Annotated in this window: 25 protein-coding genes; 16 read left to right on the forward strand and 9 right to left on the reverse strand. The window is 59.8% G+C overall.

Annotation, left to right across the window (positions count from 1 at the left end):
- Positions 1–5 precede the first annotated feature (5 nt).
- On the forward strand, positions 6–1,559 hold the full coding sequence (gene garD, locus ACZRKZ_RS10245) for a galactarate dehydratase (protein WP_463981542.1): 1,554 nt from the start codon (positions 6–8) through the stop codon (positions 1,557–1,559).
- Positions 1,560–1,649: 90 nt separating this feature from the next.
- Positions 1,650–2,591 (forward strand): AEC family transporter, encoded by a 942-nt coding sequence (locus ACZRKZ_RS10250; RefSeq protein ID WP_463981543.1) that lies wholly within the window; start codon positions 1,650–1,652, stop codon positions 2,589–2,591.
- A gap of 18 nt (positions 2,592–2,609) precedes the next feature.
- Here the strand turns inward: ACZRKZ_RS10250 and ACZRKZ_RS10255 are convergent, their stop codons facing one another.
- The 6 genes from ACZRKZ_RS10255 to gatC form a co-directional block, all read right to left on the reverse strand.
- Positions 2,610–2,993, reverse strand: a complete 384-nt coding sequence (locus ACZRKZ_RS10255; RefSeq protein ID WP_133099898.1) for a carboxymuconolactone decarboxylase family protein — start codon at positions 2,991–2,993, stop codon at positions 2,610–2,612.
- Positions 2,993–4,045, reverse strand: coding sequence for a calcium/sodium antiporter (locus ACZRKZ_RS10260; protein ID WP_463967198.1), 1,053 nt, complete (start codon positions 4,043–4,045; stop codon positions 2,993–2,995). Before ACZRKZ_RS10260 ends, ACZRKZ_RS10255 begins: the two co-directional genes overlap by 1 nt.
- Before the next feature lie 50 nt (positions 4,046–4,095).
- Positions 4,096–4,467, reverse strand: a complete 372-nt coding sequence (locus tag ACZRKZ_RS10265; protein WP_463967197.1) for a septal ring lytic transglycosylase RlpA family protein — start codon at positions 4,465–4,467, stop codon at positions 4,096–4,098.
- A gap of 155 nt (positions 4,468–4,622) precedes the next feature.
- On the reverse strand, positions 4,623–6,068 hold the full coding sequence (gene gatB, locus ACZRKZ_RS10270; RefSeq protein WP_463981544.1) for an Asp-tRNA(Asn)/Glu-tRNA(Gln) amidotransferase subunit GatB: 1,446 nt from the start codon (positions 6,066–6,068) through the stop codon (positions 4,623–4,625).
- A 10-nt stretch (positions 6,069–6,078) separates the two neighbouring features.
- Positions 6,079–7,530, reverse strand: coding sequence for an Asp-tRNA(Asn)/Glu-tRNA(Gln) amidotransferase subunit GatA (gene gatA / locus ACZRKZ_RS10275; protein WP_463967195.1), 1,452 nt, complete (start codon positions 7,528–7,530; stop codon positions 6,079–6,081).
- 16 nt (positions 7,531–7,546) lie between these two features.
- Positions 7,547–7,834, reverse strand: a complete 288-nt coding sequence (gene gatC / locus ACZRKZ_RS10280) for an Asp-tRNA(Asn)/Glu-tRNA(Gln) amidotransferase subunit GatC (RefSeq protein ID WP_133099893.1) — start codon at positions 7,832–7,834, stop codon at positions 7,547–7,549.
- A gap of 210 nt (positions 7,835–8,044) precedes the next feature.
- Here gatC and mreB point away from each other — a divergent pair, with 210 nt between their 5' ends.
- From mreB to tldD, 8 genes are all read left to right on the forward strand, one after another.
- The gene (gene mreB / locus ACZRKZ_RS10285; protein ID WP_002555108.1) at positions 8,045–9,082 is read left to right on the forward strand and encodes a rod shape-determining protein MreB; all 1,038 of its coding nucleotides are present in this window, start codon (positions 8,045–8,047) and stop codon (positions 9,080–9,082) included.
- Positions 9,083–9,221: 139 nt separating this feature from the next.
- Entirely contained in the window at positions 9,222–10,316 is a 1,095-nt protein-coding gene (gene mreC, locus ACZRKZ_RS10290) for a rod shape-determining protein MreC (RefSeq protein ID WP_463981824.1), read from the forward strand.
- Complete coding sequence (mreD, locus tag ACZRKZ_RS10295) at positions 10,316–10,804, forward strand: rod shape-determining protein MreD (protein ID WP_133099891.1); 489 nt, start codon at positions 10,316–10,318, stop codon at positions 10,802–10,804. The genes mreC and mreD overlap by 1 nt, the downstream gene beginning before the upstream one ends.
- A gap of 51 nt (positions 10,805–10,855) precedes the next feature.
- Positions 10,856–11,452 (forward strand): Maf family protein, encoded by a 597-nt coding sequence (locus tag ACZRKZ_RS10300; RefSeq protein ID WP_463981545.1) that lies wholly within the window; start codon positions 10,856–10,858, stop codon positions 11,450–11,452.
- A 68-nt stretch (positions 11,453–11,520) separates the two neighbouring features.
- The gene (gene rng / locus ACZRKZ_RS10305; protein ID WP_133099889.1) at positions 11,521–12,978 is read left to right on the forward strand and encodes a ribonuclease G; all 1,458 of its coding nucleotides are present in this window, start codon (positions 11,521–11,523) and stop codon (positions 12,976–12,978) included.
- A gap of 90 nt (positions 12,979–13,068) precedes the next feature.
- On the forward strand, positions 13,069–16,884 hold the full coding sequence (locus ACZRKZ_RS10310) for a YhdP family protein (RefSeq protein WP_463981546.1): 3,816 nt from the start codon (positions 13,069–13,071) through the stop codon (positions 16,882–16,884).
- Positions 16,885–16,932: 48 nt separating this feature from the next.
- Positions 16,933–17,781 (forward strand): carbon-nitrogen hydrolase family protein, encoded by an 849-nt coding sequence (locus tag ACZRKZ_RS10315; protein ID WP_463967192.1) that lies wholly within the window; start codon positions 16,933–16,935, stop codon positions 17,779–17,781.
- 16 nt (positions 17,782–17,797) lie between these two features.
- Positions 17,798–19,240: a metalloprotease TldD gene (gene tldD, locus ACZRKZ_RS10320; protein ID WP_463967191.1), complete on the forward strand. Its 1,443-nt coding sequence runs from the start codon at positions 17,798–17,800 to the stop codon at positions 19,238–19,240.
- A 44-nt stretch (positions 19,241–19,284) separates the two neighbouring features.
- On the opposite strand, the gene yjgA is transcribed toward tldD, so the two are convergent.
- Positions 19,285–19,806 carry a ribosome biogenesis factor YjgA gene (yjgA, locus tag ACZRKZ_RS10325; RefSeq protein WP_149410878.1) on the reverse strand — a complete coding sequence of 174 codons (522 nt, stop codon included), beginning with the start codon at positions 19,804–19,806 and terminating at the stop codon, positions 19,285–19,287.
- Positions 19,807–19,914: 108 nt separating this feature from the next.
- Here yjgA and pmbA point away from each other — a divergent pair, with 108 nt between their 5' ends.
- The 6 genes from pmbA (at position 19,915) to ACZRKZ_RS10355 (ending at position 25,183) form a co-directional block, all read left to right on the forward strand.
- Positions 19,915–21,261 (forward strand): metalloprotease PmbA, encoded by a 1,347-nt coding sequence (gene pmbA, locus ACZRKZ_RS10330; protein ID WP_463981547.1) that lies wholly within the window; start codon positions 19,915–19,917, stop codon positions 21,259–21,261.
- Between the two features lie 142 nt (positions 21,262–21,403).
- Entirely contained in the window at positions 21,404–21,799 is a 396-nt protein-coding gene (locus tag ACZRKZ_RS10335; RefSeq protein WP_463967190.1) for a FagA protein, read from the forward strand.
- Positions 21,792–23,168, forward strand: coding sequence for a class II fumarate hydratase (locus ACZRKZ_RS10340; RefSeq protein WP_463981548.1), 1,377 nt, complete (start codon positions 21,792–21,794; stop codon positions 23,166–23,168). Before ACZRKZ_RS10335 ends, ACZRKZ_RS10340 begins: the two co-directional genes overlap by 8 nt.
- A gap of 26 nt (positions 23,169–23,194) precedes the next feature.
- A complete protein-coding gene (locus ACZRKZ_RS10345) occupies positions 23,195–23,638 on the forward strand; it encodes a hypothetical protein (RefSeq protein WP_463981549.1) in 444 nt (147 codons plus the stop codon).
- A gap of 1 nt (position 23,639) precedes the next feature.
- Complete coding sequence (locus tag ACZRKZ_RS10350) at positions 23,640–24,251, forward strand: superoxide dismutase (RefSeq protein WP_463981550.1); 612 nt, start codon at positions 23,640–23,642, stop codon at positions 24,249–24,251.
- A 38-nt stretch (positions 24,252–24,289) separates the two neighbouring features.
- Positions 24,290–25,183 (forward strand): ZIP family metal transporter, encoded by an 894-nt coding sequence (locus ACZRKZ_RS10355; protein ID WP_463981551.1) that lies wholly within the window; start codon positions 24,290–24,292, stop codon positions 25,181–25,183.
- A gap of 45 nt (positions 25,184–25,228) precedes the next feature.
- Here ACZRKZ_RS10355 and ACZRKZ_RS10360 read toward each other — a convergent pair whose 3' ends face one another.
- Entirely contained in the window at positions 25,229–25,501 is a 273-nt protein-coding gene (locus ACZRKZ_RS10360) for an HPr family phosphocarrier protein (RefSeq protein WP_463967185.1), read from the reverse strand.
- A 16-nt stretch (positions 25,502–25,517) separates the two neighbouring features.
- Positions 25,518–26,375 carry an RNase adapter RapZ gene (gene rapZ / locus ACZRKZ_RS10365; RefSeq protein ID WP_463967184.1) on the reverse strand — a complete coding sequence of 286 codons (858 nt, stop codon included), beginning with the start codon at positions 26,373–26,375 and terminating at the stop codon, positions 25,518–25,520.
- Between the last annotated feature and the right edge of the window lies 1 nt (position 26,376).

A 26,376-nucleotide genomic window follows, 5' to 3' on the forward strand; every position in this document is an offset into this window, starting at 1 on the left:
GCGTCATGCAGTTGATTGAACATGCCCACTCGCCGCGCTCCATTCGTTTGCACGAGCGCGATAACGTGGCGATTGTGGTCAACGACCAGGGCGTGCCGGCCGGGACTGAGTTCCCGGACGGCCTGGTGACCATCGATTTCATCCCCCAAAGCCACAAGGTGACCCTGGAAGACATCCCCGTGGGCGGTCAGATCATTCGCTACGGCCAGACCATCGGTTACGCCTTGCAGCCGATTCCACGGGGCAGTTGGGTCCAGGAAGATCAGTTGCGCATGCCGACGGCACCGCCCCTGGACAGCTTGCCGCTGTCCACCGAAGTGCCTGAAGCCCAGGCGCCGCTGGAAGGTTTTAGCTTCGAGGGCTATCGCAACGCCGATGGTACTGTCGGCACGCGCAATATCCTTGGTATCACCACCACGGTGCAGTGTGTGACGGGCGTGCTGGACCATGCGGTCAAGCGTATCAAGGACGAGTTGCTGCCCAAGTACCCGAATGTCGATGATGTAGTGGCGCTGACCCACAGCTACGGCTGTGGCGTGGCAATCACCGCGACGGATGCTTACATCCCGATCCGCACCGTGCGCAATCTGGCGCGCAACCCGAACCTGGGGGGCGAAGCCCTGGTCATCAGCCTGGGCTGCGAGAAACTACAGGCCGGGCAGGTGATGCACGACAACGACAGCTCGGTCGACCTCAGTGAGCCATGGTTGTACCGGCTGCAGGATTCCAGCCACGGCTTTACCGAGATGATCGAACAGATCATGCAACTGGCCGAAACCCGCTTGAAGAAGCTCGACCTGCGCCGCCGGGAAACCGTACCGGCGTCGGAGTTGATCCTCGGCATGCAGTGCGGCGGCAGCGATGCGTTTTCCGGTATCACCGCCAACCCGGCCTTGGGCTACGCCTCGGACCTGCTGTTGCGGGCGGGGGCGACGGTGATGTTTTCCGAAGTCACCGAAGTGCGCGATGCCATCTACTTGTTGACCTCCCGCGCCGAAAGCCAGGACGTGGCCCTGGAGTTGGTGCGGGAAATGGACTGGTACGACCGTTATCTGGCCAAAGGCGAGGCCGACCGCAGTGCCAACACCACGCCGGGCAACAAGAAGGGCGGGTTGTCGAATATTGTCGAGAAGTCTTTGGGCTCCATCGTCAAGTCCGGCAGCAGCGCCATCAACGGCGTGCTCGGCCCGGGGGAGCGCTTCAAGCGCCGCGGGCTGATCTTTTGCGCGACACCGGCCAGTGACTTTGTCTGTGGCACCTTGCAACTGGCGGCGGGGATGAACCTGCATGTGTTTACTACCGGTCGCGGTACTCCCTATGGGCTGGCGATGGCGCCGGTGGTGAAGGTTTCGACCCGTACCGAACTGGCTCAGCGCTGGCCGGACTTGATCGATATCGATGCGGGGCGGATTGCTACAGGTCGCGCGACGATTGAGGAATTGGGTTGGGAGTTGTTCCACTTCTATCTGGACGTGGCCAGCGGCAAGAAGCAGACCTGGGCCGAGCGGCACAAGCTGCATAACGACATTACCTTGTTCAATCCAGCGCCTATTACCTGACGATTGTTCCCACGCAGGGCGTGGGAACATCAGGGTGAAAGTGGCTTATCATTAGCCACCTCCTGACGCTCGCTTAAGGTTCTCCCCGGCATGCTGGCTATCTTCTTCGCAACCCTCGCCATCACCGCGCCGGTGTTTGCCATGCTGTTCCTCGGTGTGCTGCTCAAACGCATTAACTGGATCAACGACAATTTTATCCACACGGCCTCGTCCCTGGTGTTCAACGTCACCATGCCTGCTTTGCTGTTCCTCGGTATTCTCCATGCCGACCTGCACTCGGCGCTTAAACCTGGATTGTTGATTTACTTCGCCATCTCCACCGTGTTGAGTTTTGCCTTGGCCTGGGGCTGGGCGATCTTTCGTTGCCCACGGGAAGACCGTGGCATTTATGCCCAGGGCGCGTTTCGTGGCAACAACGGAGTCATTGGCCTGGCACTGGCAGCCAGCATGTACGGTGACTACGGGATTTCCCTCGGGGCGATCCTCGCGGCACTGGTGATCCTGTTCTACAACACCTTGTCCACCATCGTCCTGGCGGTCTACAGCCCGGTGATCAAATCCGACCCGTGGAGTATCTGCAAGAGCGTGGTGGCCAATCCCTTGATCATCAGCGTGATCGTCGCGGCACCCTTTGCCTATTTCCAGATTGGCTTGCCCGGCTGGCTGGAAACCTCTGGGCAATACCTGGCAGACATGACCTTGCCTCTGGCATTGATCTGCATCGGCGGTACCTTGTCGTTGGCGGCTCTGCGCAAAAGCGGTGACATGGCGTTGAGCGCCAGCCTGCTGAAGATGATCGTCCTGCCAGTGCTGGCAACCCTCGGTGCCTGGCTGTGCGGGTTCCGTGGGCCGGAGTTGGGGATTCTGTTCCTGTACTTCGGTGCCCCGACGGCGGCAGCCAGCTTTGTCATGGCCCGCGCGGCGCAGGGCAATCATGAACTGGCAGCGGCGATTATTGTGATCACCACCTTGATGGCGGCGGTGACCACCAATATCGGAATCTTCGTGTTGCAGGCGGGTGGCTGGGTGTAAGAGCGAGCTTGCGCGCCCCTACACTGGATTTTGCTGGTAACTATCGATCACTTCCTGCGCCGCCCGAAACGCATCAATCGCCGCCGGTACGCCGGCATACACCGCGCAATGCAGCAGCGCCTCGCGAATCTCTTCTACCGTGCAGCCATTGTTCAGCGCGCCACGTACGTGGCCTTTGAGTTCTTGCGGGCACTTGAGGGCAGTCAGGGCGGCGAGGGTGATCAGGCTGCGGGTTTTCAGCGGCAAGCCTTCGCGATTCCAGACGCTGCCCCAGGCGTGTTCGTTGACGAAGTCCTGCAGCGGCTGAGTGAAATCGGTGGCATTGCCCAGGGCGCGGTCGACGAAGGCATCGCCCATCACCTGACGGCGCATTTCCACGCCTGGTTTTTTTTGATCGGTCATTACGATTCCCTCTTGTGTTGGCGGCGCCAGGCTCGCAGCGAGGTGAAAAACACAAAGGCCACCAGCGCCGGCAGGACGTAATACAGCATCAGTTGTTCCAGCTTATTGGCCAGGGGCATGCCGGTAGTGAACGACACCATATGCAGCCCATACGCCAGGTACAGCGCGAGTAGCAGCAAACCTTCGGCCCGGGTGATCCGGTAGCCGGAATAGAATACTGGAAGGCACAATACGACGACGCCGAGCATCACTGGCAGGTCGAAGTCCAGGGCATTGGGTGAGACCGATAGGGCAGAGGGCGCGACGAGGGCGGTAAAGCCCAGCACGCCCAGCAGGTTGAACAGGTTGCTGCCGATCACGTTGCCCACCGCAATTTCACGTTCACCGCGCAGGGCGGCAATCAGTGAAGTTGCCAGGCAGGGCAGCGAGGTACTGACGCCGACGATGGTCAGGCCGATGACCCGCTCGGACAGGCCAAGATCGCTGGCCACGTCTACTGCCGCGCCCAGCAGAAGGTGTCCGGCGAACACCAGCAACACGAGCCCGCCGATCATCCACAGCAAGCTGCTCAGCCACGGTGCCTGTACCACCGTGTCGCGGGTGCGAGGGCGGCGTGAATGGCGGGTCTGGTACAGCAACAGGCCAAGGTAGGCCACCAGCGCCGTCAGCAGCATCAGGCCATCAACAGGTGTCAGCTCTTTATTGGCGGCGAGAACGAACACCAGCAGTCCGGCAAAGATCATCACCGGGATGTCCAGGCGCACCAGTTGCCGGGACACACGTAGGGGAATGATCAGCGCCGAGAGGCCGAGGGTGACGAGGATATTGAAGATGCTGCTGCCGATTACACTGCCCACGGCGATGTCGGTGTTGCCAGCCAGGGTGGCCTGCAGGCTGACGGCCATTTGCGGTGCGCTGCTGCCGAAAGCGACGATGCTCAAGCCGATGATCAGCGGTCGTACCTTGAGGCCGGCGGCCAGCCGCACGGAGGTGCGCACCAGGACTTCGGCGCCGGCAATCAGCAGCACCAGGCCGCTGATGAGTTCGATCACGCTCAAGGACGAGAGGGCGGTTAATCCGAAAATGGTCAGGGCTCCCTCGGTCAGTCGCTCAGGGCTTGCACGCGAACACGCGCGGTCCCGCTGCGCAGCATACCCAACTGCTCGGCGGCTTTGCGTGAAAGATCAATCAGGCGGCCACGGGTGTGTGGGCCACGGTCGTTGATGCGGACCACGACGCTTTTATCGTTACTGAGGTTGGTGACCTGCACCCGCGTGCCAAAGGGCAGGCGAGGATGGGCAGCAGTCAGGGCATTCTGGTTGAAGGGTTCACCGCTGGCGGTGCGTTTGCCGTGGTGTTTGGCGCCGTAATAGGAGGCGGTGCCGGTTTCGTCGTAGCCGTTGGGGTCGATGAGGCCGCTGGCGCAACCGGTGAGCAGAGAGAACAGGGCCCAGAGGCCGAGTAGACGCTTCATTCAAGATGTTCCCGAAATTAATGTGGGAACCGACTTGTGTGGGAGCTGGCTTGCCTGCGATAGCATCACCTCAGGGTCTTTGACAGACCGAGGCGTTTGCATCGCGGGCAAGCCAGCTCCCACACAAGCCGGTTCCTACAGAGAGGCCGCCGCTATCAGCCTTCGAGTTTGCTTTTCAGCAGTTCGTTGACCTGTTGCGGGTTGGCCTTGCCTTTGGAGGCTTTCATCGCCTGGCCGACAAAGAAGCCGAACATCTTGCCGCGCTTGGCTTCATCCGCCGCACGGTATTGTTCGACCTGTTCGGCGTTGGCTGCCAGCATCTCGTCGAGCACCGCCGAGATCGCGCCGCTGTCAGTCACTTGCTTGAGGCCGCGCTTATCGATGATCTCGTCAGCGCTGCCTTCGCCTGCGGCCATGGCTTCAAACACGGTCTTGGCGATTTTGCCGGAGATGGTGTTGTCCTTTATTCGCAGCAACATGCCGCCCAGTTGCTCGGCTGAGACTGGAGCTTCGTCGATTTCCAGGCCCTGTTTGTTCAACAGGCTGCCCAGTTCAACCATCACCCAGTTAGCCGCCAGCTTGGCGTCGCTGGCGATGCTTACCACTTTCTCGAAGTAGTTCGCTTGCTCGCGGCTTGAAGCCAGCACGCTGGCGTCGTAGACCGACAGGCCGAACTGTTCCTGGAAGCGCTCGCGTTTTTGCGGTGGCAATTCCGGCAGGGTCGCGCGGATATCCGTGAGGAATGAATCCTCGATGATCACCGGCAACAGGTCCGGATCGGGGAAGTAACGGTAGTCGTTGGCTTCCTCCTTGCTGCGCATGGAGCGGGTTTCGTCTTTGTTCGGGTCGTACAGGCGGGTCTGCTGGATCACCTTGCCGCCGTCTTCGATCAGCTCGATCTGACGACGTACTTCGGTGTTGATCGCCTTCTCGATGAAACGGAACGAGTTGACGTTCTTGATCTCGCAGCGGGTGCCGTACTCGGCCTGACCTTTTGGACGGATCGACACGTTGCAGTCACAACGCAACGAGCCTTCGGCCATGTTGCCGTCGCAGATGCCCAGGTAGCGCACCAGTGCGTGGACCGCCTTGACGTATGCCACGGCTTCCTTGGCGCTGCGCATGTCCGGCTCGGAGACGATTTCCAGCAGTGGCGTGCCAGCACGGTTCAGGTCGATGCCGGTAGCGCCATTGAACTCTTCATGCAGGCTTTTGCCGGCATCTTCTTCCAGGTGCGCGCGCGTGATGCCGACGCGTTTGACTGTGCCGTCTTCCATCGGGATGTCCAGGTGGCCCTTGCCGACAATCGGCAATTCCATCTGGCTGATCTGGTAGCCCTTGGGCAGGTCCGGGTAGAAGTAGTTCTTGCGGGCGAATACGTTGTGCTGACCGATCTCGGCATCAATTGCCAGGCCGAACATCACCGCCATGCGCACCGCTTCCTGGTTCAGCACCGGCAACACGCCGGGCATGCCCAGGTCTACAAGGCTGGCCTGGGTGTTCGGCTCGGAGCCGAACGTGGTGGCGCTGCCGGAGAAAATCTTTGATTGGGTGGCGAGCTGGGTATGAATCTCCAGCCCGATCACGACTTCCCATTGCATAGTGTTCTCCTCAGAAGCCGGTAGGGGTGCGAGTGTGCCAGTCAGTGTTCAACTGGTACTGGTGCGCCACATTGAGCAGGCGGCCTTCCTGGAAATACGGGGCGAGCAATTGCACGCCGACCGGCAGACCGTCGACGAAACCTGCTGGCATGGACAAGCCCGGCAGACCCGCGAGGTTGGCAGTGATGGTGTAGAAGTCTTCCAGATACGCGGCAATTGGGTCGTCGTTCTTGGCGCCGATCTTCCAGGCCGGGTTGGGCGTGGTTGGGCCGAGAATCACATCGACTTCTTCAAACGCAGCCATGAAGTCGTTCTTGACCAGGCGGCGGATTTTTTGCGCCTTGAGGTAGTACGCGTCGTAGTAGCCGGCTGACAGAGCGTAGGCGCCGACCATGATCCGGCGCTGTACTTCGGCGCCGAAACCTTCGCCACGGGAGCGCTTATAAAGGTCGGTGAGATCTTTCGGGTCTTCGCAGCGATAACCGAAGCGCACGCCGTCGAACCGCGACAGGTTGGAGGAAGCTTCTGCCGGGGCAATCACGTAATAAGCAGGAATCGCATGCTGGTTGTTAGGCAGGCTGATTTCCTTGATCACTGCGCCGAGCTTTTCCAGCTCCTTGACGCTGTTGTGCACCAGTTCAGCGATGCGCGGGTCGAGGCCGGCGCTGAAATACTCTTTCGGCACGCCAATGCGCAGGCCTTTGATCGAGGTATTGAGGCTGGCACTGTAGTCCGGCACCGGTTCATCGATGCTGGTGGAGTCCTGCGCATCGAAGCCTGCCATGCCTTGTAACAATATTGCGCAGTCTTCGGCAGTGCGCGCCAAAGGACCGCCCTGATCGAGACTGGAGGCGTAGGCAATCATGCCCCAGCGGGAAACACGACCGTAGGTCGGTTTCAGTCCGGTGAGGTTGGTGAACGCTGCCGGCTGGCGGATCGACCCGCCGGTGTCGGTGGCCGTGGCGGCAGGTATCAGACGAGCGGCAACTGCGGCAGCCGAACCACCGGACGAACCACCGGGCACGTGTTCCAGGTTCCACGGGTTTTTCACCGCGCCGTAGTAGCTCGACTCGTTGGCCGAACCCATGGCGAATTCGTCCATGTTGGTCTTGCCCAGGGTCACAGCCCCGGCAGCGGCCAGCTTGGCGACCACGGTGGCGTCGTAGGGCGCCTTGAAGTTGTCGAGCATCTTGGAGCCGCAGCTGGTGCGAATACCTAGGGTGCAGAACAAGTCCTTGTGTGCAATCGGTGCGCCCAGCAGGGCGCCATTTTCACCGTTGGCGCGACGGGCGTCGGCGGCCTTGGCCTGGCTCAGGGCCAGTTCTTCGGTGAGACTGATGAAGCTGTTGACCTTTGGATCGAGCTCGGCGATACGCGCCAGTAGGGTCTTGGTCAGCTCTTCGGATGAAAACTTTTTATCGGCGAGACCGCGGGCGATCTCGGCCAGAGTCAATTGATGCATTGCAGGCTCTTTCCCTTTAGTCGATGACTTTCGGAACCAGGTACAGGCCGTTTTCGACCGCTGGTGCGATGGACTGGTAGGCCTCGCGATGATTGCATTCGGTCACGACGTCAGCGCGCAGGCGCTGGCTGGCTTCCAGCGGGTGAGCCAGGGGCTCGATGCCGTCGGTATTGACGGCCTGCATTTGGTCAACCAGCCCGAGAATGCTGTTCAGGGCTGCGGTGGTCTGTGGAAGATCGGCTTCATTAAGGCCCAAGCAGGCCAAATGAGCGATTTTTTCCACGTCGGAGCGTTCAAGCGCCATGGGATTCTCCAGTGGAAAACAGAACGGAAGCTATCCGTGTGTTAGATTGTCGGAACACTACCGCATTTCTACGGTCATATGGCCGCGATTGTGGGGGTTGGTGCACAGAAAGTCGGCTAATTTAACATATTGGCGCCTTGCCCAAAATCCCTGTCGTTGTTAGAGTTTGCCGCACTTTTTTACCCACGCGTTGCCTAGGGTCCCTTTCCCATGTTCAAGAAACTGCGTGGCATGTTTTCCAGCGATCTTTCCATCGACCTGGGCACTGCCAACACCCTTATTTACGTGCGCGAGCGCGGTATCGTCCTGAATGAGCCATCGGTTGTGGCCATTCGGACCCATGGTAATCAGAAAAGTGTCGTTGCCGTCGGCACCGAGGCCAAGCGCATGCTCGGCCGTACACCAGGCAATATTGCTGCCATTCGTCCTATGAAGGATGGTGTGATTGCCGACTTCAGCGTCTGCGAGAAGATGCTGCAGTACTTCATTAACAAGGTTCACGAAAACAGCTTTCTGCAGCCCAGCCCTCGTGTGCTGATCTGCGTTCCGTGCAAATCTACCCAGGTGGAGCGTCGTGCCATCCGTGAATCGGCCCTTGGTGCCGGTGCTCGTGAAGTGTTCTTGATCGAAGAACCTATGGCTGCTGCGATCGGTGCAGGCCTGCCGGTTGAAGAAGCTCGCGGTTCGATGGTGGTGGATATCGGTGGTGGTACCACTGAAATCGCCCTGATCTCCCTCAATGGTGTGGTGTATGCCGAATCCGTGCGGGTTGGTGGCGACCGCTTCGACGAAGCGATCATCACCTACGTGCGTCGCAACTACGGCAGCCTGATCGGCGAATCGACCGCCGAGCGCATCAAACAGGAAATCGGCACCGCTTATCCGGGCGGCGAAGTTCGCGAAGTCGATGTTCGCGGTCGCAACCTGGCCGAAGGCGTTCCACGTGCCTTCACCCTGAACTCCAATGAAGTGCTGGAGGCTTTGCAAGAGTCCCTGGCTACCATCGTTCAGGCTGTGAAGAGCGCCCTGGAGCAGTCGCCGCCGGAACTGGCTTCCGATATCGCCGAGCGTGGCCTGGTACTGACCGGTGGTGGCGCCTTGTTGCGCGATCTCGACAAGTTACTGGCCCAGGAAACCGGTTTGCCGGTGATCGTCGCGGAAGACCCGTTGACCTGCGTCGCCCGTGGCGGTGGCCGTGCACTGGAAATGATGGATAAACACACCATGGACCTGCTCTCCAGCGAATAAGATTCCCTGGATCGTTCATGCTTCGCCAACAGGCAGCACTTTGCAGTGCTGCCTGTTGGCGTTTATCTTCTTCAATCTGCATCCAGGCCGGTTTGATGCCGTATGAATAAAATAAAGATTTGCCTGGGAGGAGCGGCCTATTAAACCGCTTTTCGCCAAGGGTCCCTCGTTGGGCGTGCGCCTGTTGGTGCTGGTCGTGCTATCGGTCGCGCTGATGGTGGTCGATGCCCGCTTCACACTGCTCAAGCCAGTGCGTAGCCAGATGTCGCTGGTTTTGATGCAGTCCTACTGGATCACTGACCTGCCGCAACGGCTATGGCAAGGTGTGGCCAGCCAGTTTGGCAGCCGGACCGAACTGGTCGCCGAGAACGAAAAACTCAAGACTGAAAACCTGCTGCTGCAGGGGCGCATGCAAAAGCTCGCGGCCCTGACCGAGCAGAACGTTCGGCTGCGCGAGTTGCTCAATTCTTCCGCGCTGGTCAACGAGAAGGTCGAAGTGGCCGAGTTGATCGGCATGGACCCCAACCCCTTCACCCATCGCATCATCATCAACAAGGGTGAGCGCGACGGCGTGGTTCTTGGCCAGCCGGTGCTCGATGCCCGTGGTTTGATGGGCCAGGTGGTGGAGTTGATGCCGTACACCTCCCGGGTACTTTTGCTCACAGATACGACCCACAGTATTCCGGTACAAGTGAACCGCAATGGCCTGCGGGCGATTGCCAGCGGTACCGGTAACCCGGAGCGCCTGGAATTGCGTCATGTAGCGGATACCGCCGATATCAAGGAAGGCGACCTGTTGGTCAGTTCCGGCCTGGGTCAGCGTTTCCCAGCGGGCTATCCCGTGGCGACGGTCAAGGAAGTGATCCACGACTCCGGCCAGCCGTTCGCCATTGTCCGCGCCGTGCCCACAGCCGCGTTGAACCGCAGCCGCTACCTGCTGCTGGTGTTCAGCGATAACCGCACCGCGGAAGAGCGCGCTAACGAAGCCGCCCAGGCTCAGGAAGCGCAAGACAAGCAAAATGCTGTCACGCCGATCATTCCTGCGACGGTGCCTAAACCGGCTGTGCCGGTTGCGCCTGTCACGCCTGCGGCGATACCGGCTGCTGCCGCGCCAGTGGCAACCCCGGCCAACCCCGTGGTTCCCGGTTCGCGTCCCGCCAAGCCGTCTGTGACAACCCCCGCTGCCAAACCACCGGCTGCGGCTCCTGCAACCACTCGGCAGAGGGCACAATAATGGCCGGCACTCACTCTAGTAATGGCTGGATCGTCTGGCTGACCTTCGCCATTGGCCTGTTGCTCAGCGTTTCACCGCTGCCGCAATTCATGGAAATCCTGCGCCCGCTATGGTTGGCATTGCTGCTGGCATTCTGGTCGCTGGCGATGCCTCACAAGGTCGGCATGGTCACGGCAATGTGCCTGGGGCTGGCGGAAGACGTACTGTATGGCACGCTACTCGGCCAGAACGCTCTGATCCTGACCCTGATTACCTTCCTGGTGTTGTCGTTGCAGCAGCGCTTGCGCATGTTCCCGATGTGGCAGCAGTGCCTGGTGATCCTGGTGATCTTCGGCCTGGCCCAACTGGTGCAATTGTGGCTCAGCGCCCTGACCGGCAACCGCCAACCAACGCTGGCGCTGGTGCTGCCGGCCTTGGTCAGTGCCTTGCTCTGGCCCTGGATCAGCTTTGGCCTGCGTGGTTTGAGTCGCCGCTATAAAATCAATTGAACGGATCGCGAGGCTCTGCCTGGTTATCGAACCCTACAGGGAGAGTCTGGAATGAATTCGCTTTATCTGGCATCAGGCTCACCTCGGCGGAGTGAGCTGCTGACACAAATCGGTGTGCCTTTCACTGTAGTCAGTGCCGCTATTGATGAAACTCCCCTGACAGATGAATTGCCTGCGTCCTACGTCGAACGCTTGGCTCGTGGCAAGGCTGCGGCGGGCTTGGCTGCGTTGGCTAATGCTTCGGGCGCCTGTGTACTGGGTGCCGATACGGCAGTGGTCCTCGACGGCCGGATACTCGGCAAACCGCTGGATCAGGCCGATGCCCTGGCCATGTTGCTGGCTCTTTCTGATCGTGAACATGAAGTCCTCACCGCCATCGCCCTGCTGGATGATCAGTGTTGCGAAACGCGGCTGGTCAGCAGTCGCGTGCGCTTTCGCCAGATATCAGCGCAGGAAGCCACCACTTACTGGCACAGCGGTGAACCTCAGGACAAGGCGGGCGGCTATGCTATCCAAGGGTTGGCAGCCGTGTTTGTGGCTGGACTCAATGGCAGTTATTCCGCCGTCGTCGGTTTGCCCGTATGCGAAACCTTCGAGGTGCTGGGCCATTTCGGCATACCCTGTTGGCAAAATCTTAGCGCGTGCTAAACGCCTACCCCAGCGCCAAACCCAAGCGATCGGCCACTATTGTGAAAACGCCTGAACGAGACCCAGCCATGAGTGAAGAGATTCTGATCAATATCACGCCGATGGAATCGCGCGTGGCGGTGGTAGAAAACGGTGTTCTGCAAGAAGTGCATGTTGAGCGCACCCAGAAGCGCGGGATCGTTGGCAATATCTATAAAGGCAAGGTCGTGCGGGTGTTGCCGGGCATGCAGGCGGCGTTCGTCGACATCGGCCTGGACCGTGCGGCGTTTATCCACGCCTCGGAAATCTCTCTGCGCGAAGGCCCGGCTGTCGAAAGCATCAGCGCCTTGGTGCATGAAGGGCAAAGCCTGGTGGTGCAAGTCACCAAGGACCCGATCGGCTCCAAGGGCGCGCGCCTGACCACCCAGCTGTCGATTCCCTCACGTTATCTGGTGTACATGCCACGCACTGCCCACGTGGGAATATCCCTGAAAATCGAAGATGAAGGCGAGCGTGAGCGTCTGAAAAGGGTCGTCAGCGACTGCGTTGCCCTGGAAGGTATCAAGGAGGCTGGCGGCTTTATCCTGCGTACCGCCGCGGAGGGTGCCGGTGCTGATGAAATTCTCATGGACATCCGCTACCTGCGCCGTCTTTGGGATCAGATCGCTGCCCAGATCAAGACGATTGGCGCGCCGAGTGTCATCTATGAAGACCTCGGCCTGGCGCTGCGTACTCTGCGAGATTTGGTCAGCCCAAAGATCGAGAAAATTCGGATCGATTCGCGGGAAACCTTCCAGCGCACCACGCAATTTGTCGCCGAGTTGATGCCGGAAATTGCCGACCGCCTGGAGCATTACCCTGGCGAACGGCCCATTTTCGACCTGTATGGCGTCGAGGACGAAATTCAGAAAGCCCTGGAGCGCAAGGTGCCGCTCAAGTCTGGGGGCTACCTGGTGGTGGACCCGGCGGAAGCGATGAGCACCATCGACGTCAACACTGGGGCTTTTGTCGGCCATCGCAACCTTGAAGAAACCATCTTCAAGACCAACCTCGAAGCGGCCACCGCCATCGCCCGCCAACTGCGTCTGCGCAATCTTGGCGGGATCATCATCATCGACTTCATCGACATGGAAGATGAAGAGCATCAGCGCCAAGTATTGCGCACCCTGGAAAAACAGCTGGAGCGCGACCACGCCAAGACCAACATCATTGGTATCACCGAGTTGGGCCTGGTGCAGATGACCCGCAAGCGCACCCGCGAAAGCCTTGAACAAGTGCTGTGTGAACCGTGCAGCAGTTGCCAGGGGCGCGGCAAGTTGAAAACCCCGGAAACGGTTTGCTACGAGATTTTTCGGGAAATCTTACGAGAGGCGCGGGCCTATCAGGCCGAAGGCTATAGAGTTCTGGCTAACCAGAAGGTGGTTGATCGGCTGCTGGACGAAGAGTCAGGCAACGTTGCGGAGCTGGAAGGTTTTATTGGCCGCACGATTCGCTTTCAGGTTGAAACCATGTACTCCCAGGAACAATACGACGTGGTGTTGCTCTGATCCGCTGTGCTGCTTTTCCATTTGATCGTTTTTTACGAGACCGACAGACCTTGATCTGTCGTCCGACTATTGTCTTGAGGGTCGCCTGACATGGAGCGTCTGATACGCTTTTTTGCCGCATTGACCCGCTGGGGCCTCGGCCTGTGCGCCTTGCTGCTGGTATTGGCGGCGGTCTACGTCAGCCTGGGCCGTGAATTGACGCCCCTGGTGGCCGAATACCGTGGCGAAATCGAAGCCAAGGCCCGTGCCGCCTTTGATATGCCCTTGAACATCGGCAGCCTGGAAGGGCGCTGGAGCGGCTTTGCGCCGGTATTGTTCGCTCATGACGTGATGGTCGGCGAAGGCAGCAGCGCCTTGCGCCTGGATCAGGTGCAAGTGGTCCCCGACCTCTGGGCCAGCCTGTTGTCGCGGGAAGTGCGCATCGCCAACCTGGAAGTCAGCGGCCTGCAGGTCAGCGTGAAAGAGGACAAGGACGGCCGCTGGGCACTGCAAGGCTTGCCGATGCAGGACGATCAGCCTCTGGATCCAGAGCAGTTGCTCAAGCGTATGCAGGTGGTAGCGCAAGTGTCACTGCTCGACAGCCAGGTGACCTTGCAGCCCTTCGATCAGGCGCCGTTGACCCTGACTTACGTTGGTGTGAGCCTGAAAACTGGCGTTGCGCGACAACGCTTGGACGCCCGCCTGACGTTACCGGACGGTCAGCCTCTGGCGCTAAGTTTGCGTACCCGAATCCGGGCCAGCCAATGGAAGGACGGTGAAGTCCAGGCTTACCTGAGTTTGCCGCAAAGTGATTGGGCTCGCTGGATTCCGGCCAAACTGACCCAGCAATGGAAACTCAGTGAGTTGAAGGCAGGTGGCGAGTTCTGGCTGACCTGGAACAAAGGCACCATACAAAGCGCAGTCGCGCGCCTCAACGCTCCGCAACTAAAGGGCCGTTACGCCGAGCGCAAGCCCGCCCATATTGAGAACCTTGCGCTCACTGCTTACCTGCAGCGTAGTGACAGCGGCCTCAAGGTGGTCTTTGATTCGCTGGCGATGAACCTGGGGGACACCCGCTGGGAAACCCGCCTGAAGTTGCAGCAGACATTGGCCTCCGGCGGCGCCCAGGAAGTCTGGAACCTGCAGGCCGATCGCCTGGACCTTACGCCTATTACGCCCTTGCTCAATGCCCTGGTACCGTTACCGGAGGGTGTGGCCACAGCGGTCGAGCACCTGAAGGCTACCGGGATGCTGCGCAATGTCCTGGCAGATTATCGACCCCAGGACACCACTGATCAGCGGGTCAGTTTTGCCGCCAACCTTGATCGAGTCGGTTTCGATGCCTATTTCGGCGCGCCGGCTGCCCGCAACGTCACAGGTAGCATCAGCGGCGATTTGGGGAAGGGCGAGTTACGCATGGACAGCAAGGACTTTTCCCTGCACCTGTTTCCGATTTTCGCCAAGCCCTGGCAGTACATTCAGGCCAACGCTCGCCTGACCTGGACGCTGGATAAAGACGGCTTCACCCTGATCGCGCCGTACATCAAGGTGCTGGGGGAAGAAGGCAAGGTCGCCGCCGACTTCCTGATTCGCCTGCATTTCGACCACAGCCAGGAAGACTATATGGACCTGCGGGTCGGCATGGTCGATGGCGACGGGCGTTTCACACCCAAGTACTTGCCAGCCGTGTTGAGTCCGGCCCTGGATGAATGGCTGCGTACGGCGATTTTCAAGGGCGCGGTGGACGAAGGTTTCTTCCAGTATCAAGGCTCGCTGGACCACGATGCCTTGGCCGCCTCGCGCAATATCAGTTTGTTCTTCAAGGTGCACGACGCCGAACTGGCGTTCCAGCCGGGCTGGCCCCATGTTGGCAAGGTTGCTGGCGAAGTGTTTGTCGAGGAGACCGGTGTTCGCATCCTGGCCAGCAAGGGCCAGTTGCTCGACACCAAGGTCAAGGATATCTACGTCAATATTCCCCATGCCCCCAGCGGCCAGGACAGTCATCTGCTGCTCACTGGCGGGTTTGCCGGTGGCTTGGGCGATGGCCTGAAAATCCTCCAGGAAGCGCCAATCGGCACGGCTTCGACTTTTGCTGGCTGGAAAGGCGACGGTGACCTGCAGGGCAAGCTGGACCTGGATATTCCCCTGGCCAAGGGTGCAGAGCCGAAAATCGTAGTGGACTTCAAAACTGACAAGGCGCGCCTGCAACTGGCCGAGCCAGCCCTGGAACTGAGCCTGCTCAAGGGGGATTTCCGTTTTGACAGCGCCAAGGGTTTGAGCGGCCAGAACATCACGGCTCAAGCCTTCGACCGGCCGATCACTGCGCAAATTTTTGCCGATGGCAAACCGGGGAACATCAGCACCCGGGTAACAGCCAAGGGCCAGGTGACGGTGAAGAAACTCACCGACTGGCTGAAGGTCAGTCAGCCGCTGCCGGTTTCCGGCGATATCCCTTATCAACTGCAACTCAACCTGGACGGTGCTGACAGTCAACTGATGGTCAGCTCCAATCTCAAGGGGGTGGTGGTGGAATTGCCGGCACCGTTCGGCATGCCAGCCAGCCAGGGCCGTGACAGTGTGTTTCGCATGACTTTGCAGGGGGCGGAGCGTCGTTACTGGTTTGATTATGGCGAGCTGGCGAACTTTACCTTTGCCGCACCGGCCGACAAGTTTGTCGAAGGTCGTGGCGAATTGTTCCTCGGTGATGGCGATGCGCTGTTGCCAGGCGGCAAGGGCTTGCGCATTCGGGGAGTGTTGTCGGAGCTGGATATCGACCCCTGGAAAAAGCTGGTGGACCGCTACGCCGGCAATGATCCAGGCGGCAGCGCCAAGCAGTTGTTGAACGGGGCAGACTTCAAGATCGGCAAGTTGACCGGTTTTGGCACCCAGTTCGACCAGGTCAATTTGCAGTTGGACCGCAACCCAGCCACCTGGGCCATGCGGTTCGACAGCCAGCAAGCCAAAGGCACCGTGGGTCTACCGGATGCCAAGGGTGCGCCGATTGCGATTAATCTGCAGTACGTGCGCTTGCCTGCGGTCGATCCCTCAGTACAGGCCGATGAAAACGCACCAGATCCGCTGGCGGACGTTGATCCCAAGGACATCCCGGCGCTGGATATCGCCATCGATCAGTTGTTCCAGGGCCCGGATTTGATTGGTGCCTGGTCGTTGAAGGTTCGCCCGACCGCCAAAGGTATGGCGTTCAACAGCCTGGACCTTGGCCTCAAGGGCATGCAGCTCAAAGGTGCCGGTGGTTGGGAAGGCGCGGCTGGCGCCAGCAGCAGTTGGTACAAGGGCCGGCTGGACGGCAAGAACATTGCCGATGTACTCAAGGGGTGGGGCTTTGCGCCGACCGTGACCAGCGAGGATTTCCATCTGGACGTCGATGGACGCTGGCCAGGCTCACCCGCCTGGGTCGGCCCCAAGCGTTTCTCCGGCAGCCTGGACGCGAGCTTTCGTAAAGGCCAGTTCGTTGAAGTGGAGGGCGGCGCGCAGGCGCTGCGAGTGTTTGGTCTGCTGAACTTCAACTCGATTGGCCGGCGTTTGCGCCTGGACTTCTCGGACTTGCTCGGCAAAGGCCTGAGCTACGACCGGGTCAAAGGTTTGTTGGCCGCCAGTGACGGTGTTTTTGTCACCCGTGAGCCGATCATCCTGACCGGCCCTTCAAGCAACCTGGAGCTCAACGGTACCCTGGACCTGGTGTCGGATCGCGTCGATGCCAAGCTGCTGGTGACCTTGCCGGTGACCAACAACCTGCCGATTGCCGCATTGATCGTCGGCGCGCCGGCCATTGGCGGCGCGCTGTTCCTGATCGACAAGCTGATCGGTGATCGGGTATCGCGTTTTGCCAGTGTGCAATACAAGGTCGAAGGCCCTTGGAAGGACCCGAAAATCAGCTTTGACAAGCCATTTGAAAAACCAAACTGAGTACCCGTGGAGTAGCATGGCCCCATGCTTTTTATGGAGTGTCGGTCCATGTCCCTTGCGGTAATTCAAATGGTCAGCCAGAGCGACATACTGGCCAACCTGGCCCAGGCCCGGCGTCTGCTGGAGCAGGCGGCGGCTGGCGGTGCACGGCTCGCGGTGTTGCCGGAGAACTTTGCCGCCATGGGCCGTCGCGATGTCGCCGATATCGGCCGCGCCGAAGCCTTGGGCGAAGGTCCTATCCTGCCATGGTTGAAACAGACCGCCCGCGACCTCACCTTATGGATAGTGGCTGGCACTTTACCGTTGCCGCCGCTGGATCAGCCGGGCGCCAAGTCCAATGCCTGCTCGTTGCTGATCGATGATCACGGCGAGATCGTTGCCCGCTATGACAAGCTGCACCTGTTCGATGTTGACGTGGCGGATGCCCGTGGACGTTATCGCGAATCCGATGACTATGCTTACGGTGGCCAGGTGGTGGTGGCGGATACGCCAGTGGGGCGCCTGGGATTGACGGTTTGCTATGACTTGCGTTTCCCAGAGCTGTACAGCGAATTGCGTGCAGCGGGCGCTGAGTTGATTACTGCACCGTCGGCATTTACTGCGGTGACCGGTGCGGCACACTGGGATGTGCTGATTCGCGCCCGAGCCATTGAAACCCAGTGCTACCTGCTGGCGGCGGCGCAGGGCGGCGTACACCCAGGGCCACGGGAAACCTTTGGCCACGCAGCAATTGTCGACCCATGGGGGCGAGTGCTGACGCAACAGGATCAAGGCGAAGCGGTGTTGCTGGCCGAACGCGATAGCAGTGAACAGGCGTCGATACGGACGCGCATGCCGGTGGCGGGCCACCGGCGCTTTTTCTCGCAGGGCGCGCAGCGACCTGCTTCAGAACGATGAATTTAAGGCCAAACCTATGAGCGAGTTGTTGTCCTCAGTCAGTGAACACCTCCTGGCGCCCGGTGGCGTGACCATCGAAAGCTTGCAAACCGTGCTCGGCGACCTGGCAGGTCCTGGTATCGATGCCGCCGACCTGTATTTCCAGGGCCAGATCTCCGAGTCCTGGGCCCTGGAAGATGGCATCGTCAAGGACGGCAGCTTCAGCCTCGACCAAGGTGTGGGCGTGCGTGCGCAATCGGGCGAGAAGACCGGGTTTGCCTACAGCAACGCTATCACCCTTGAAGCCCTCGGCCTTGCCGCCCGCGCTGCGCGTTCGATCTCTCGTGCCGGCCAGAACGGGACCGTTCAGGCATTCAGCACCCAGGACGTGACGCAACTGTATGGCCCGGATAACCCGCTGGAAGTGATCAGCCGCGCAGAAAAGGTTGAGTTGCTCAAGCGTGTAGATGCCGCGACCCGTGCCCTGGACCCGCGTATCCAGCAAGTGACCGTGAGCATGGCCGGTGTCTGGGAGCGGATTCTGGTGGCTTCCACCGACGGCAGCCTGGCGGCGGATGTGCGGCCGCTGGTGCGTTTCAACGTCAGTGTGATCGTCGAGCAGAACGGTCGTCGCGAGCGCGGCGGACATGGTGGCGGCGGGCGTACGGATTATCGTTATTTCCTCACTGAAGACCGCGCCATGGGCTATGCCCGTGAGGCGCTGCGCCAGGCACTGGTCAATCTGGAAGCTATTCCAGCACCCGCCGGCACCTTGCCGGTGGTACTGGGTTCCGGCTGGTCGGGAGTGTTGCTTCACGAAGCGGTGGGCCACGGCCTGGAAGGTGACTTCAACCGCAAGGGCAGCTCGGCCTACAGCGGGCGTATGGGCGAGATGGTTGCGTCCAAGCTTTGCACTATCGTCGATGACGGCACACTGGCCGGGCGTCGCGGTTCGCTGAGCATCGACGACGAAGGCACGCCTACCCAATGCACCACGCTGATCGAAAACGGTGTGCTCAAGGGCTATATGCAAGACAAGCTCAATGCCCGCCTGATGGGCGTGGCCCGCACCGGCAACGGCCGTCGCGAGTCCTACGCGCACTTGCCAATGCCGCGCATGACCAATACCTACATGCTCGCTGGCGAAAGCGACCCGGCGGAAATCATCGCCTCGGTGAAGCGCGGTATTTACTGCGCTAACCTCGGCGGCGGTCAGGTGGACATCACCAGCGGCAAGTTTGTGTTCTCCACCAGCGAGGCGTACTTGATCGAAGACGGCAAGATCACCGCGCCGGTCAAGGGTGCAACGTTGATTGGTAACGGTCCGGAAGCCATGAGCAAGGTGTCGATGGTCGGTAATGACCTGGCGCTGGACAGCGGGGTAGGGACGTGCGGCAAGGATGGGCAGTCGGTGCCGGTGGGTGTTGGCCAGCCAACCCTGAAGATTGATGCGATCACCGTGGGTGGCACGGGGTCGTAAGAAGGGAGCTTCGGGTGGCGAAGGCCGCCACCCGGGGAAGAGGATCAGCGCAGGCCGCGTTGAGTCTCGTCCAGCTCACGGATGTACTTGAAGATTTTACGGCCGGAAGCCGGTGGCTTGCTTTGCGCCAGTTCGTGCTGGGCCTGACGGATCAGGGAGCGCAGTTGCTGACGGTCCGCATCGGGATACTCGATGACGAACTTCTCCAGGACACCGTCATCGCCTGCGATCAGGCGATCACGCCAGCGCTCCAGGTTGTGGAAGCGTTCGTTGTACTGGCGAGTGGAGTTATCCAGTTGATCGAGCAAGCTCAGAATGGCGTCAGTGTCCTGGTCGCGCATCAGTTTGCCGATGAACATAAGGTGCCGTTTACGCGCGATATTCGCGGTGTGCTTGGGCGCATCGGTCAGTGCCCGGCGCAGAGCGTCGGTCAATGGCAGTTTTGCCAGCAAGTCAGGCTTGAGTGTTGTAAGGCGCTCGCCGAGGCCAACCAGAGCATGCAGCTCACGTTTGACCTGGGTTTTGCTTTTCTCCCCATCGAGGGAGTCGTCGTAAGAATCAACCATGGTGGCAGTCCGCAAAGAAACGCCGCCATGATAACCAGTCGGGGGCCGCTTGTCCGGCCCGGTCGCTCGAAGGCCTTAACCGAAAGCAGAATTTGAGTGGAGAAAACCATGAGTGCAGCCCAAAGCGTCGGTCCACAAGCATTACCGGCACTGCAGGAACAAGTCGAGCAGATCATTGCCGAGGCCAAGCGCCAGGGTGCCAGTGCCTGTGAAGTGGCGGTGTCCCTGGAGCAGGGGCTGTCGACGTCGGTGCGTCAGCGGGAAGTGGAAACCGTTGAATTCAATCGCGACCAAGGGTTTGGCATCACCTTGTATGTGGGCCAGCGCAAAGGCTCGGCCAGTACATCCGCCAGTGGCCCGGAGGCGATTCGCGAAACCGTTGCGGCTGCCCTGGCCATCGCCAAACACACTTCGGAAGACGAAGCCTCGGGCCTGGCCGATGCTGCCTTGATGGCTCGGGACCTGAAAGATTTCGATCTGTTTCACGCCTGGGACATCACCCCGGAGCAGGCCATTGAGCAGGCGTTGACCTGCGAAGCGGCGGCGTTTGATACCGACAGCCGGATCAAGAACGCCGACGGTACTACCTTGAGTACCCACCAAGGCTGCCGTGTGTATGGCAATAGTCATGGTTTTATCGGTGGTTATGCGTCCACGCGCCATAGTCTTAGCTGCGTGATGATCGCAGAAGCCGATGGTCAGATGCAGCGCGACTACTGGTACGACGTGAACCGTCGGGGCGAGTTGCTGGCTGATCCGACAAGCATCGGCCAGCGTGCTGCACAACGGGCCGCGAGTCGTCTGGGCGCACGTCCGGTGCCGACTTGCGAAGTGCCGGTGCTGTTTTCCGCAGAATTGGCTGGCGGTTTGTTCGGCAGCTTTCTGGGGGCGATTTCCGGTGGCAACCTGTATCGCAAGTCGTCGTTTCTTGAAGGCGCGATTGGCCAGAAGCTGTTCCCTGAATGGTTGACCCTGGATGAGCGTCCTCATTTGATGGGCGCCATGGGCAGTTCAGCGTTCGATGGCGATGGCCTGGCCACCTATGCCAAGCCATTCGTCGAGAAAGGTGAGTTGGTCTCCTACGTGTTGGGTACTTACGGCGGGCGCAAGCTTGGCCTGCCAAGCACGGCCAACTCCGGAGGAGTTCACAATCTGTTTGTGACCCATGGTGACGAAGACCAGGCGGCGCTGTTGCGGCGTATGGGGCGTGGACTGTTGGTCACTGAATTGATGGGCCATGGTTTGAATATGGTCACTGGCGATTACTCCCGTGGCGCGGCGGGTTTCTGGGTAGAAAACGGCGAAATTCAATTCGCCGTCCAGGAAGTGACCATTGCCGGCAATATGCGCGACATGTTCAAGCAGATTGTCGCGGTGGGAAATGATCTGGAACTGCGCAGCAACATTCGCACGGGCTCGGTGTTGATCGAGCGGATGACGGTCGCCGGCAGCTAAGCCTGCGACGCTTGAAAAAAGCGCGCCCCCATTGGGAGGCGCGCTTTTTTTGTGCCTGCAATATGGAAGGATTAGATGCTGTGCTTGTTTTGATTCTCAATATCATTCAATAATAAATATCATTACCGAGTGAGCGTGGATCATGAGTTCTGTCCTGCATGAGGATCCCTACCTGGAAAGCTGGCGCTGGATGAGTCGTCAGATTCGCTGCGGCCTCGATCCTGATGAGCCGCGCCTGATCGAACACTATCTGAACGAAGGCCGATACCTGGCCTGTTGTACGGCGACTCATCCCTGGACCATCGCTGAAACCTCATTGCGCCTGCTACTGGACACCGCCGCCGACATCGCCTTGCCCTGGCACTGGCGATCCATGTGTCTGGATCAGGCCTGGCGCCCGCTGCGTGACCTGGAAAACCTTTCTCACTGTGCCTGCCGCCTCAAGCGCTGGCAGACCTTTGCCTGGCAATTGGCGACCTGCGAGTTGCTGCCGTCTATTTCTCACTCTGACTTGGTGCAAGGATCTTCCGATGAGTAACACCCGTATCGAACGTGACAGCATGGGCGAACTGCAAGTCCCGGCCGAGGCGTTGTATGGCGCGCAAACCCAGCGTGCGGTGAACAACTTCCCTATCAGCCACCAACGCATGCCTGCGCAGTTTATTCGCGCGCTTATCCTGGCCAAGGCTGCTGCCGCCAGGGCCAACGTTGATCTCAAGCAGATAAGCGAAGCCCAAGGCAAGGCCATCGTCGATGCTGCCCTTGGCTTGCTCGAAGTCGACTTCATGCAGCACTTCCCGGTGGATATTTTTCAGACCGGCTCCGGCACCAGCTCCAACATGAATGCCAACGAAGTGATTGCGACCCTTGCCAGCCGCCTGCTCGGCGAGCCGGTCAATCCCAATGATCACGTCAACTGCGGGCAAAGCAGCAACGACATCATCCCAACTACCATTCACGTCAGCGCAGCACTGGTGTTGCATGAACAAACGCTGCCGGCGCTGTTGCATCTGGTGCAAGTGATCGAGCACAAGGCCCAAGAGGTCCATCCCTTCGTCAAGACCGGTCGTACCCACCTGATGGACGCCATGCCGGTGCGCATGAGCCAGGTGCTCAATGGTTGGGCGCAGCAACTCAAGGCCAATGTCGGCCACTTGCAGGATTTGCTGCCGAGTTTGCAGGCGCTGGCCCAAGGCGGCACCGCAGTGGGCACCGGGATCAACGCGCACCCTGAGTTTGCTGCACGCTTCAGCCTGCAACTCAGCCGTTTGACCGAAGTCCAGTTCACTCCCGGCAAGAACTTGTTTGCCTTGATTGGCTCCCAAGACACCGCCGTCGCCGTCTCCGGACAACTGAAAGCCACCGCCGTGTCGCTGATGAAGGTCGCCAACGACCTGCGCTGGATGAACTCAGGCCCCTTGGCCGGCCTCGGCGAAATCGAACTGGAAGGCCTGCAGCCGGGCTCCTCGATCATGCCGGGCAAGGTCAACCCGGTGATCCCTGAGGCCACGGCAATGGTTGCCGCCCAAGTGATCGGTAACGACATGGTCATTACGGTCGCCGGCCAGTCCGGAAATTTCGAACTGAACGTGATGTTGCCGGTCATCGCCCAGAACCTGCTCAGCAGCCTTGAGCTGTTGGCCAACTCCAGCCGTCTGCTAGCGGACAAGGCAATCGCCAGCTTCAAGGTCAACGAGGCCAAGCTCAAGGAGGCGCTGTCGCGCAACCCGATTCTGGTCACGGCACTCAACCCGATCATTGGTTACCAAAAGGCCGCTGAAATCGCCAAGAAGGCCTATCAACAAGGCCGGCCGGTGATTGACGTGGCGCTCGAATACACCGATTTGCCTCGCAGCCAACTGGAAATTCTCCTGGATCCGGAAAAGCTCACGGCCGGTGGCGTGTAATCACCGACTCTGCTTTGGAGGCTCACATGGAGCACTGGAAACGCACGATCGAAAGGGCTAATCGCTGCTTTATGCAAGGCGAACTGGTGGATGCTCGCGAGCATTATCTGCAAGCCCTGGCCTTGGCCCAAGTGTTGTTCGAGCGCTGGGGCGATGCCGACGAAGCGGTGGCGGCTTGTGTCATTTCCCATCACAACCTGGCGGATCTGCACCTGCGCCTGAACCAGCCGGAGGAGAGCGCGGAGTACCTCTGCGCGATCCATCAGCGCCTGTTGCAGACCCTGCAGGACACTCGCCTGACCCCGCAGTTGCGGGAAGCGGCGCTGCGTCAGAGCAGCAAGACTTACCTCGAGCTGTTGAATTTCATCAGCGATCACGGCGAGTACCCACGTACCCATCGTTTGCTGGGCAGCAATGCGGCGCAACCGGATGCGTCGACCCGCAACAGCCCTTTTTATGGAGCACATTGATATGTCCTACACCTTGCCTGCCTTGCCTTACGCCTACGATGCCCTGGAGCCGCATATCGATGCGCAAACCATGGAGATTCACTACACCAAACACCACCAGACCTACATCAATAACCTCAATGCCGCTGTTGATGGCACTGAGTGGGCGGGCTGGCCGGTGGAAAAACTGGTCTCCAGCGTCCAGCAATTGCCGGAAAAATTGCGCGCTGCCGTGATTAACCAGGGCGGGGGACATGCTAACCACTCGCTGTTCTGGGCGGTGATGTCGCCCAAGGGCGGCGGTAAGCCAGGCGGCGCGCTGGGCAAGGCCATCGATGAGCAGTTGGGTGGTTTTGACAGTTTCAAGGAGGCGTTTACCAAGGCTGCGTTGACCCGTTTCGGCAGTGGTTGGGCCTGGTTGAGCGTGACTCCGCAAAAGACCCTGGTAGTGGAAAGCAGCGGCAACCAGGACAGCCCGCTGATGAATGGCAATACGCCGATCCTCGGCCTGGACGTTTGGGAACACGCTTACTACTTGCTGTACCGGAACCGCCGTCCCGAATATATCAACGCCTTCTATAGTGTTATCAACTGGCCGGAAGTCGCTGAGCGTTACCAGGCTGCGCTTGCTTAACGCTCTTTTCATAACAGGATCTAGATCTAAGGCCGACTATGGGCACTGAAACACTGGCGATCAGCAGCGTGCGAATGTTCCGTTATGCGTTTGGCTCGCTGTTGCTGTTGGCGGGAATTGCATTGCTGGTGGCTCAAGGGCTGGCCTGGCTGGATCTGGAACCGCGTATCCTGCGCGCCCTGCAAGGCGGGGCCATCTGTGCCCTGGGCACGGCGCTGGGCGCGGTGCCGGTATTGGTGATCCGTCGGATGCCGCTGGCGGTGAGTGATACGTTGCTGGGTTTCGGTGCTGGCGTGATGTTGGCCGCGACGGCTTTCTCGCTGATCGTGCCCGGCATCGCTGCTGCCGAAAACCTCGGGCTGACACCTTGGGCCGCCAGTGGTCTGATCAGCTTTGGCATCATGCTGGGCGCTTTCGGGCTGTTTCTGGTGGATCGCAAGATCTCCGGTGCCAGCCCGGAAACGCTGGTGGGCACGCCGGAAAAACCGGTAATCGCGCCACGTATCTGGCTGTTCGTATTCGCCATCATCGCCCATAACATTCCCGAAGGCATGGCGGTGGGGGTCTCGGCAGGTGGCGGTATGCCAGACGCCGACAGCCTGGCCATGGGCATCGCCCTGCAGGACGTACCGGAGGGACTGGTGATTGCTCTGGTGCTGGCCGGGGCAGGGATGTTGCGGGTCAAGGCGTTCCTGATTGGTGCGGCATCCGGGTTGGTAGAGCCGGTATTCGCGGTGCTCTGCGCTTGGCTGGTGAGCCTGGCTGAGGTGCTATTGCCGTTGGGCTTGGCGCTGGCAGCGGGGGCGATGCTATTGGTGGTGACTCACGAAGTGATTCCCGAATCGCGGCGCAATGGCCATGACAAGCTCGCCAGTTTGGGGCTGTGTATCGGGTTTTGTTTGATGATGGTGATGGATACAGCGTTGGGGTGAAGTGAGGATCTATGGCGAGGGAGCTTGCCCCCTCGCCAGTGGGGCTTACTCGCCCTCGTCAAAGTAGTTATTGATCAGCTTTGCCAGCGCATCCAGAGCTTCTTGCTCCTGCTCGCCTTGCGTCTTCAGATGAATCATGGTGCCTTTGCCCGCAGCCAACATCATCATCGCCATGATGCTTTTGCCGTCGACCGTGGATTCCGGGGTGCGCCCAACCCTGATCTGGCAGGGAAACTGCCCCGCGACGCCGACGAACTTGGCCGAGGCCCGGGCGTGTAAGCCCAGTTTGTTGATGATTTCAATTTCCAGAGCGGGCATCGCGGGGGTGTTCCTTTCAGCTAAGGTCGCGGTGGCGAACCTGGACGTTCTTGAGGGTTTGCTGCAAAACCTGGCCGAGGCGCTCGGTCAGGTACACAGAGCGGTGGTGCCCGCCGGTGCAGCCAATGGCGATGGTGACATAGGCTCGGTTGCTGGCGGCAAAGCGTGGCAGCCATTTGAGCAGGTAGCTGGAAATGTCCTGGAACATCTCCTCGACATCCGGTTGCGCCGCCAGGTACTCGGCTACGGGTTGGTCGAGCCCCGACTGATCACGTAGTTCCGGCTTCCAGTACGGGTTGGGCAGGCAGCGCACGTCGAACACCAGGTCGGCGTCCACCGGCATGCCCCGCTTGAAGCCAAAAGACTCCACCAGGAACGCCGTGCCAGGTTCTGGCTGGTTCAACAGGCGCAACTTGATGGTATCGCGCAGTTGATACAGGTTCAGGCTGGTGGTGTTGATCTTCAGGTCGGCCAGGTCAATGATTGGCCCCAGTAGCTTGGTTTCGTCTTCGATGGCTTCTGCCAGCGAGCGGTTGGCGCTGCTCAGAGGGTGACGACGACGAGTTTCTGAAAAACGCTTGAGCAGGGTTTCTTCGTCTGCATCCAGGTACAGCACGTCGCAATGAATGTGTTTGCCGCGCACCTCCTCAAGCAATTCCGGGAAGCGCGTTAGGTGGCTGGGCAGGTTGCGGGCGTCGATGGATACAGCGACCAGCGGCTGTGCCAGTTCGGTGTGGATCAACGCGCGCTCAGCCAGTTCGGGCAGCAAGCCGGCCGGCAGGTTGTCGATGCAATAGAAGCCATTGTCCTCAAGCACATTGAGGGCAGTACTTTTACCTGAGCCGGAGCGGCCGCTGACGATGATCAAACGCATG

The organism is Pseudomonas sp. c313, assembly GCF_055407145.1.

What these genes read in the sequence shown, in the direction of transcription:
- tldD (WP_463967191.1), top strand. Translation starts at nt 17,798, where the DNA reads ATGAGCGAGTTGTTGTCCTCAGTCAGTGAACACCTCCTGGCGCCCGGT.
- ACZRKZ_RS10315 (WP_463967192.1), top strand. Translation starts at nt 16,933, where the DNA reads ATGTCCCTTGCGGTAATTCAAATGGTCAGCCAGAGCGACATACTGGCC.
- ACZRKZ_RS10345 (WP_463981549.1), top strand. Translation starts at nt 23,195, where the DNA reads ATGGAGCACTGGAAACGCACGATCGAAAGGGCTAATCGCTGCTTTATG.
- ACZRKZ_RS10350 (WP_463981550.1), top strand. Translation starts at nt 23,640, where the DNA reads ATGTCCTACACCTTGCCTGCCTTGCCTTACGCCTACGATGCCCTGGAG.
- garD (WP_463981542.1), top strand. Translation starts at nt 6, where the DNA reads ATGCAGTTGATTGAACATGCCCACTCGCCGCGCTCCATTCGTTTGCAC.
- gatB (WP_463981544.1), bottom strand. Translation starts at nt 6,068, where the DNA reads ATGCAATGGGAAGTCGTGATCGGGCTGGAGATTCATACCCAGCTCGCC.
- gatC (WP_133099893.1), bottom strand. Translation starts at nt 7,834, where the DNA reads ATGGCGCTTGAACGCTCCGACGTGGAAAAAATCGCTCATTTGGCCTGC.
- rapZ (WP_463967184.1), bottom strand. Translation starts at nt 26,375, where the DNA reads ATGCGTTTGATCATCGTCAGCGGCCGCTCCGGCTCAGGTAAAAGTACT.
- yjgA (WP_149410878.1), bottom strand. Translation starts at nt 19,806, where the DNA reads ATGGTTGATTCTTACGACGACTCCCTCGATGGGGAGAAAAGCAAAACC.
- ACZRKZ_RS10360 (WP_463967185.1), bottom strand. Translation starts at nt 25,501, where the DNA reads ATGCCCGCTCTGGAAATTGAAATCATCAACAAACTGGGCTTACACGCC.
- rng (WP_133099889.1), top strand. Translation starts at nt 11,521, where the DNA reads ATGAGTGAAGAGATTCTGATCAATATCACGCCGATGGAATCGCGCGTG.
- gatA (WP_463967195.1), bottom strand. Translation starts at nt 7,530, where the DNA reads ATGCATCAATTGACTCTGGCCGAGATCGCCCGCGGTCTCGCCGATAAA.
- ACZRKZ_RS10265 (WP_463967197.1), bottom strand. Translation starts at nt 4,467, where the DNA reads ATGAAGCGTCTACTCGGCCTCTGGGCCCTGTTCTCTCTGCTCACCGGT.
- ACZRKZ_RS10250 (WP_463981543.1), top strand. Translation starts at nt 1,650, where the DNA reads ATGCTGGCTATCTTCTTCGCAACCCTCGCCATCACCGCGCCGGTGTTT.
- ACZRKZ_RS10310 (WP_463981546.1), top strand. Translation starts at nt 13,069, where the DNA reads ATGGAGCGTCTGATACGCTTTTTTGCCGCATTGACCCGCTGGGGCCTC.
- ACZRKZ_RS10355 (WP_463981551.1), top strand. Translation starts at nt 24,290, where the DNA reads ATGGGCACTGAAACACTGGCGATCAGCAGCGTGCGAATGTTCCGTTAT.
- mreB (WP_002555108.1), top strand. Translation starts at nt 8,045, where the DNA reads ATGTTCAAGAAACTGCGTGGCATGTTTTCCAGCGATCTTTCCATCGAC.
- ACZRKZ_RS10255 (WP_133099898.1), bottom strand. Translation starts at nt 2,993, where the DNA reads ATGACCGATCAAAAAAAACCAGGCGTGGAAATGCGCCGTCAGGTGATG.
- ACZRKZ_RS10335 (WP_463967190.1), top strand. Translation starts at nt 21,404, where the DNA reads ATGAGTTCTGTCCTGCATGAGGATCCCTACCTGGAAAGCTGGCGCTGG.
- pmbA (WP_463981547.1), top strand. Translation starts at nt 19,915, where the DNA reads ATGAGTGCAGCCCAAAGCGTCGGTCCACAAGCATTACCGGCACTGCAG.
- mreD (WP_133099891.1), top strand. Translation starts at nt 10,316, where the DNA reads ATGGCCGGCACTCACTCTAGTAATGGCTGGATCGTCTGGCTGACCTTC.
- ACZRKZ_RS10340 (WP_463981548.1), top strand. Translation starts at nt 21,792, where the DNA reads ATGAGTAACACCCGTATCGAACGTGACAGCATGGGCGAACTGCAAGTC.
- ACZRKZ_RS10300 (WP_463981545.1), top strand. Translation starts at nt 10,856, where the DNA reads ATGAATTCGCTTTATCTGGCATCAGGCTCACCTCGGCGGAGTGAGCTG.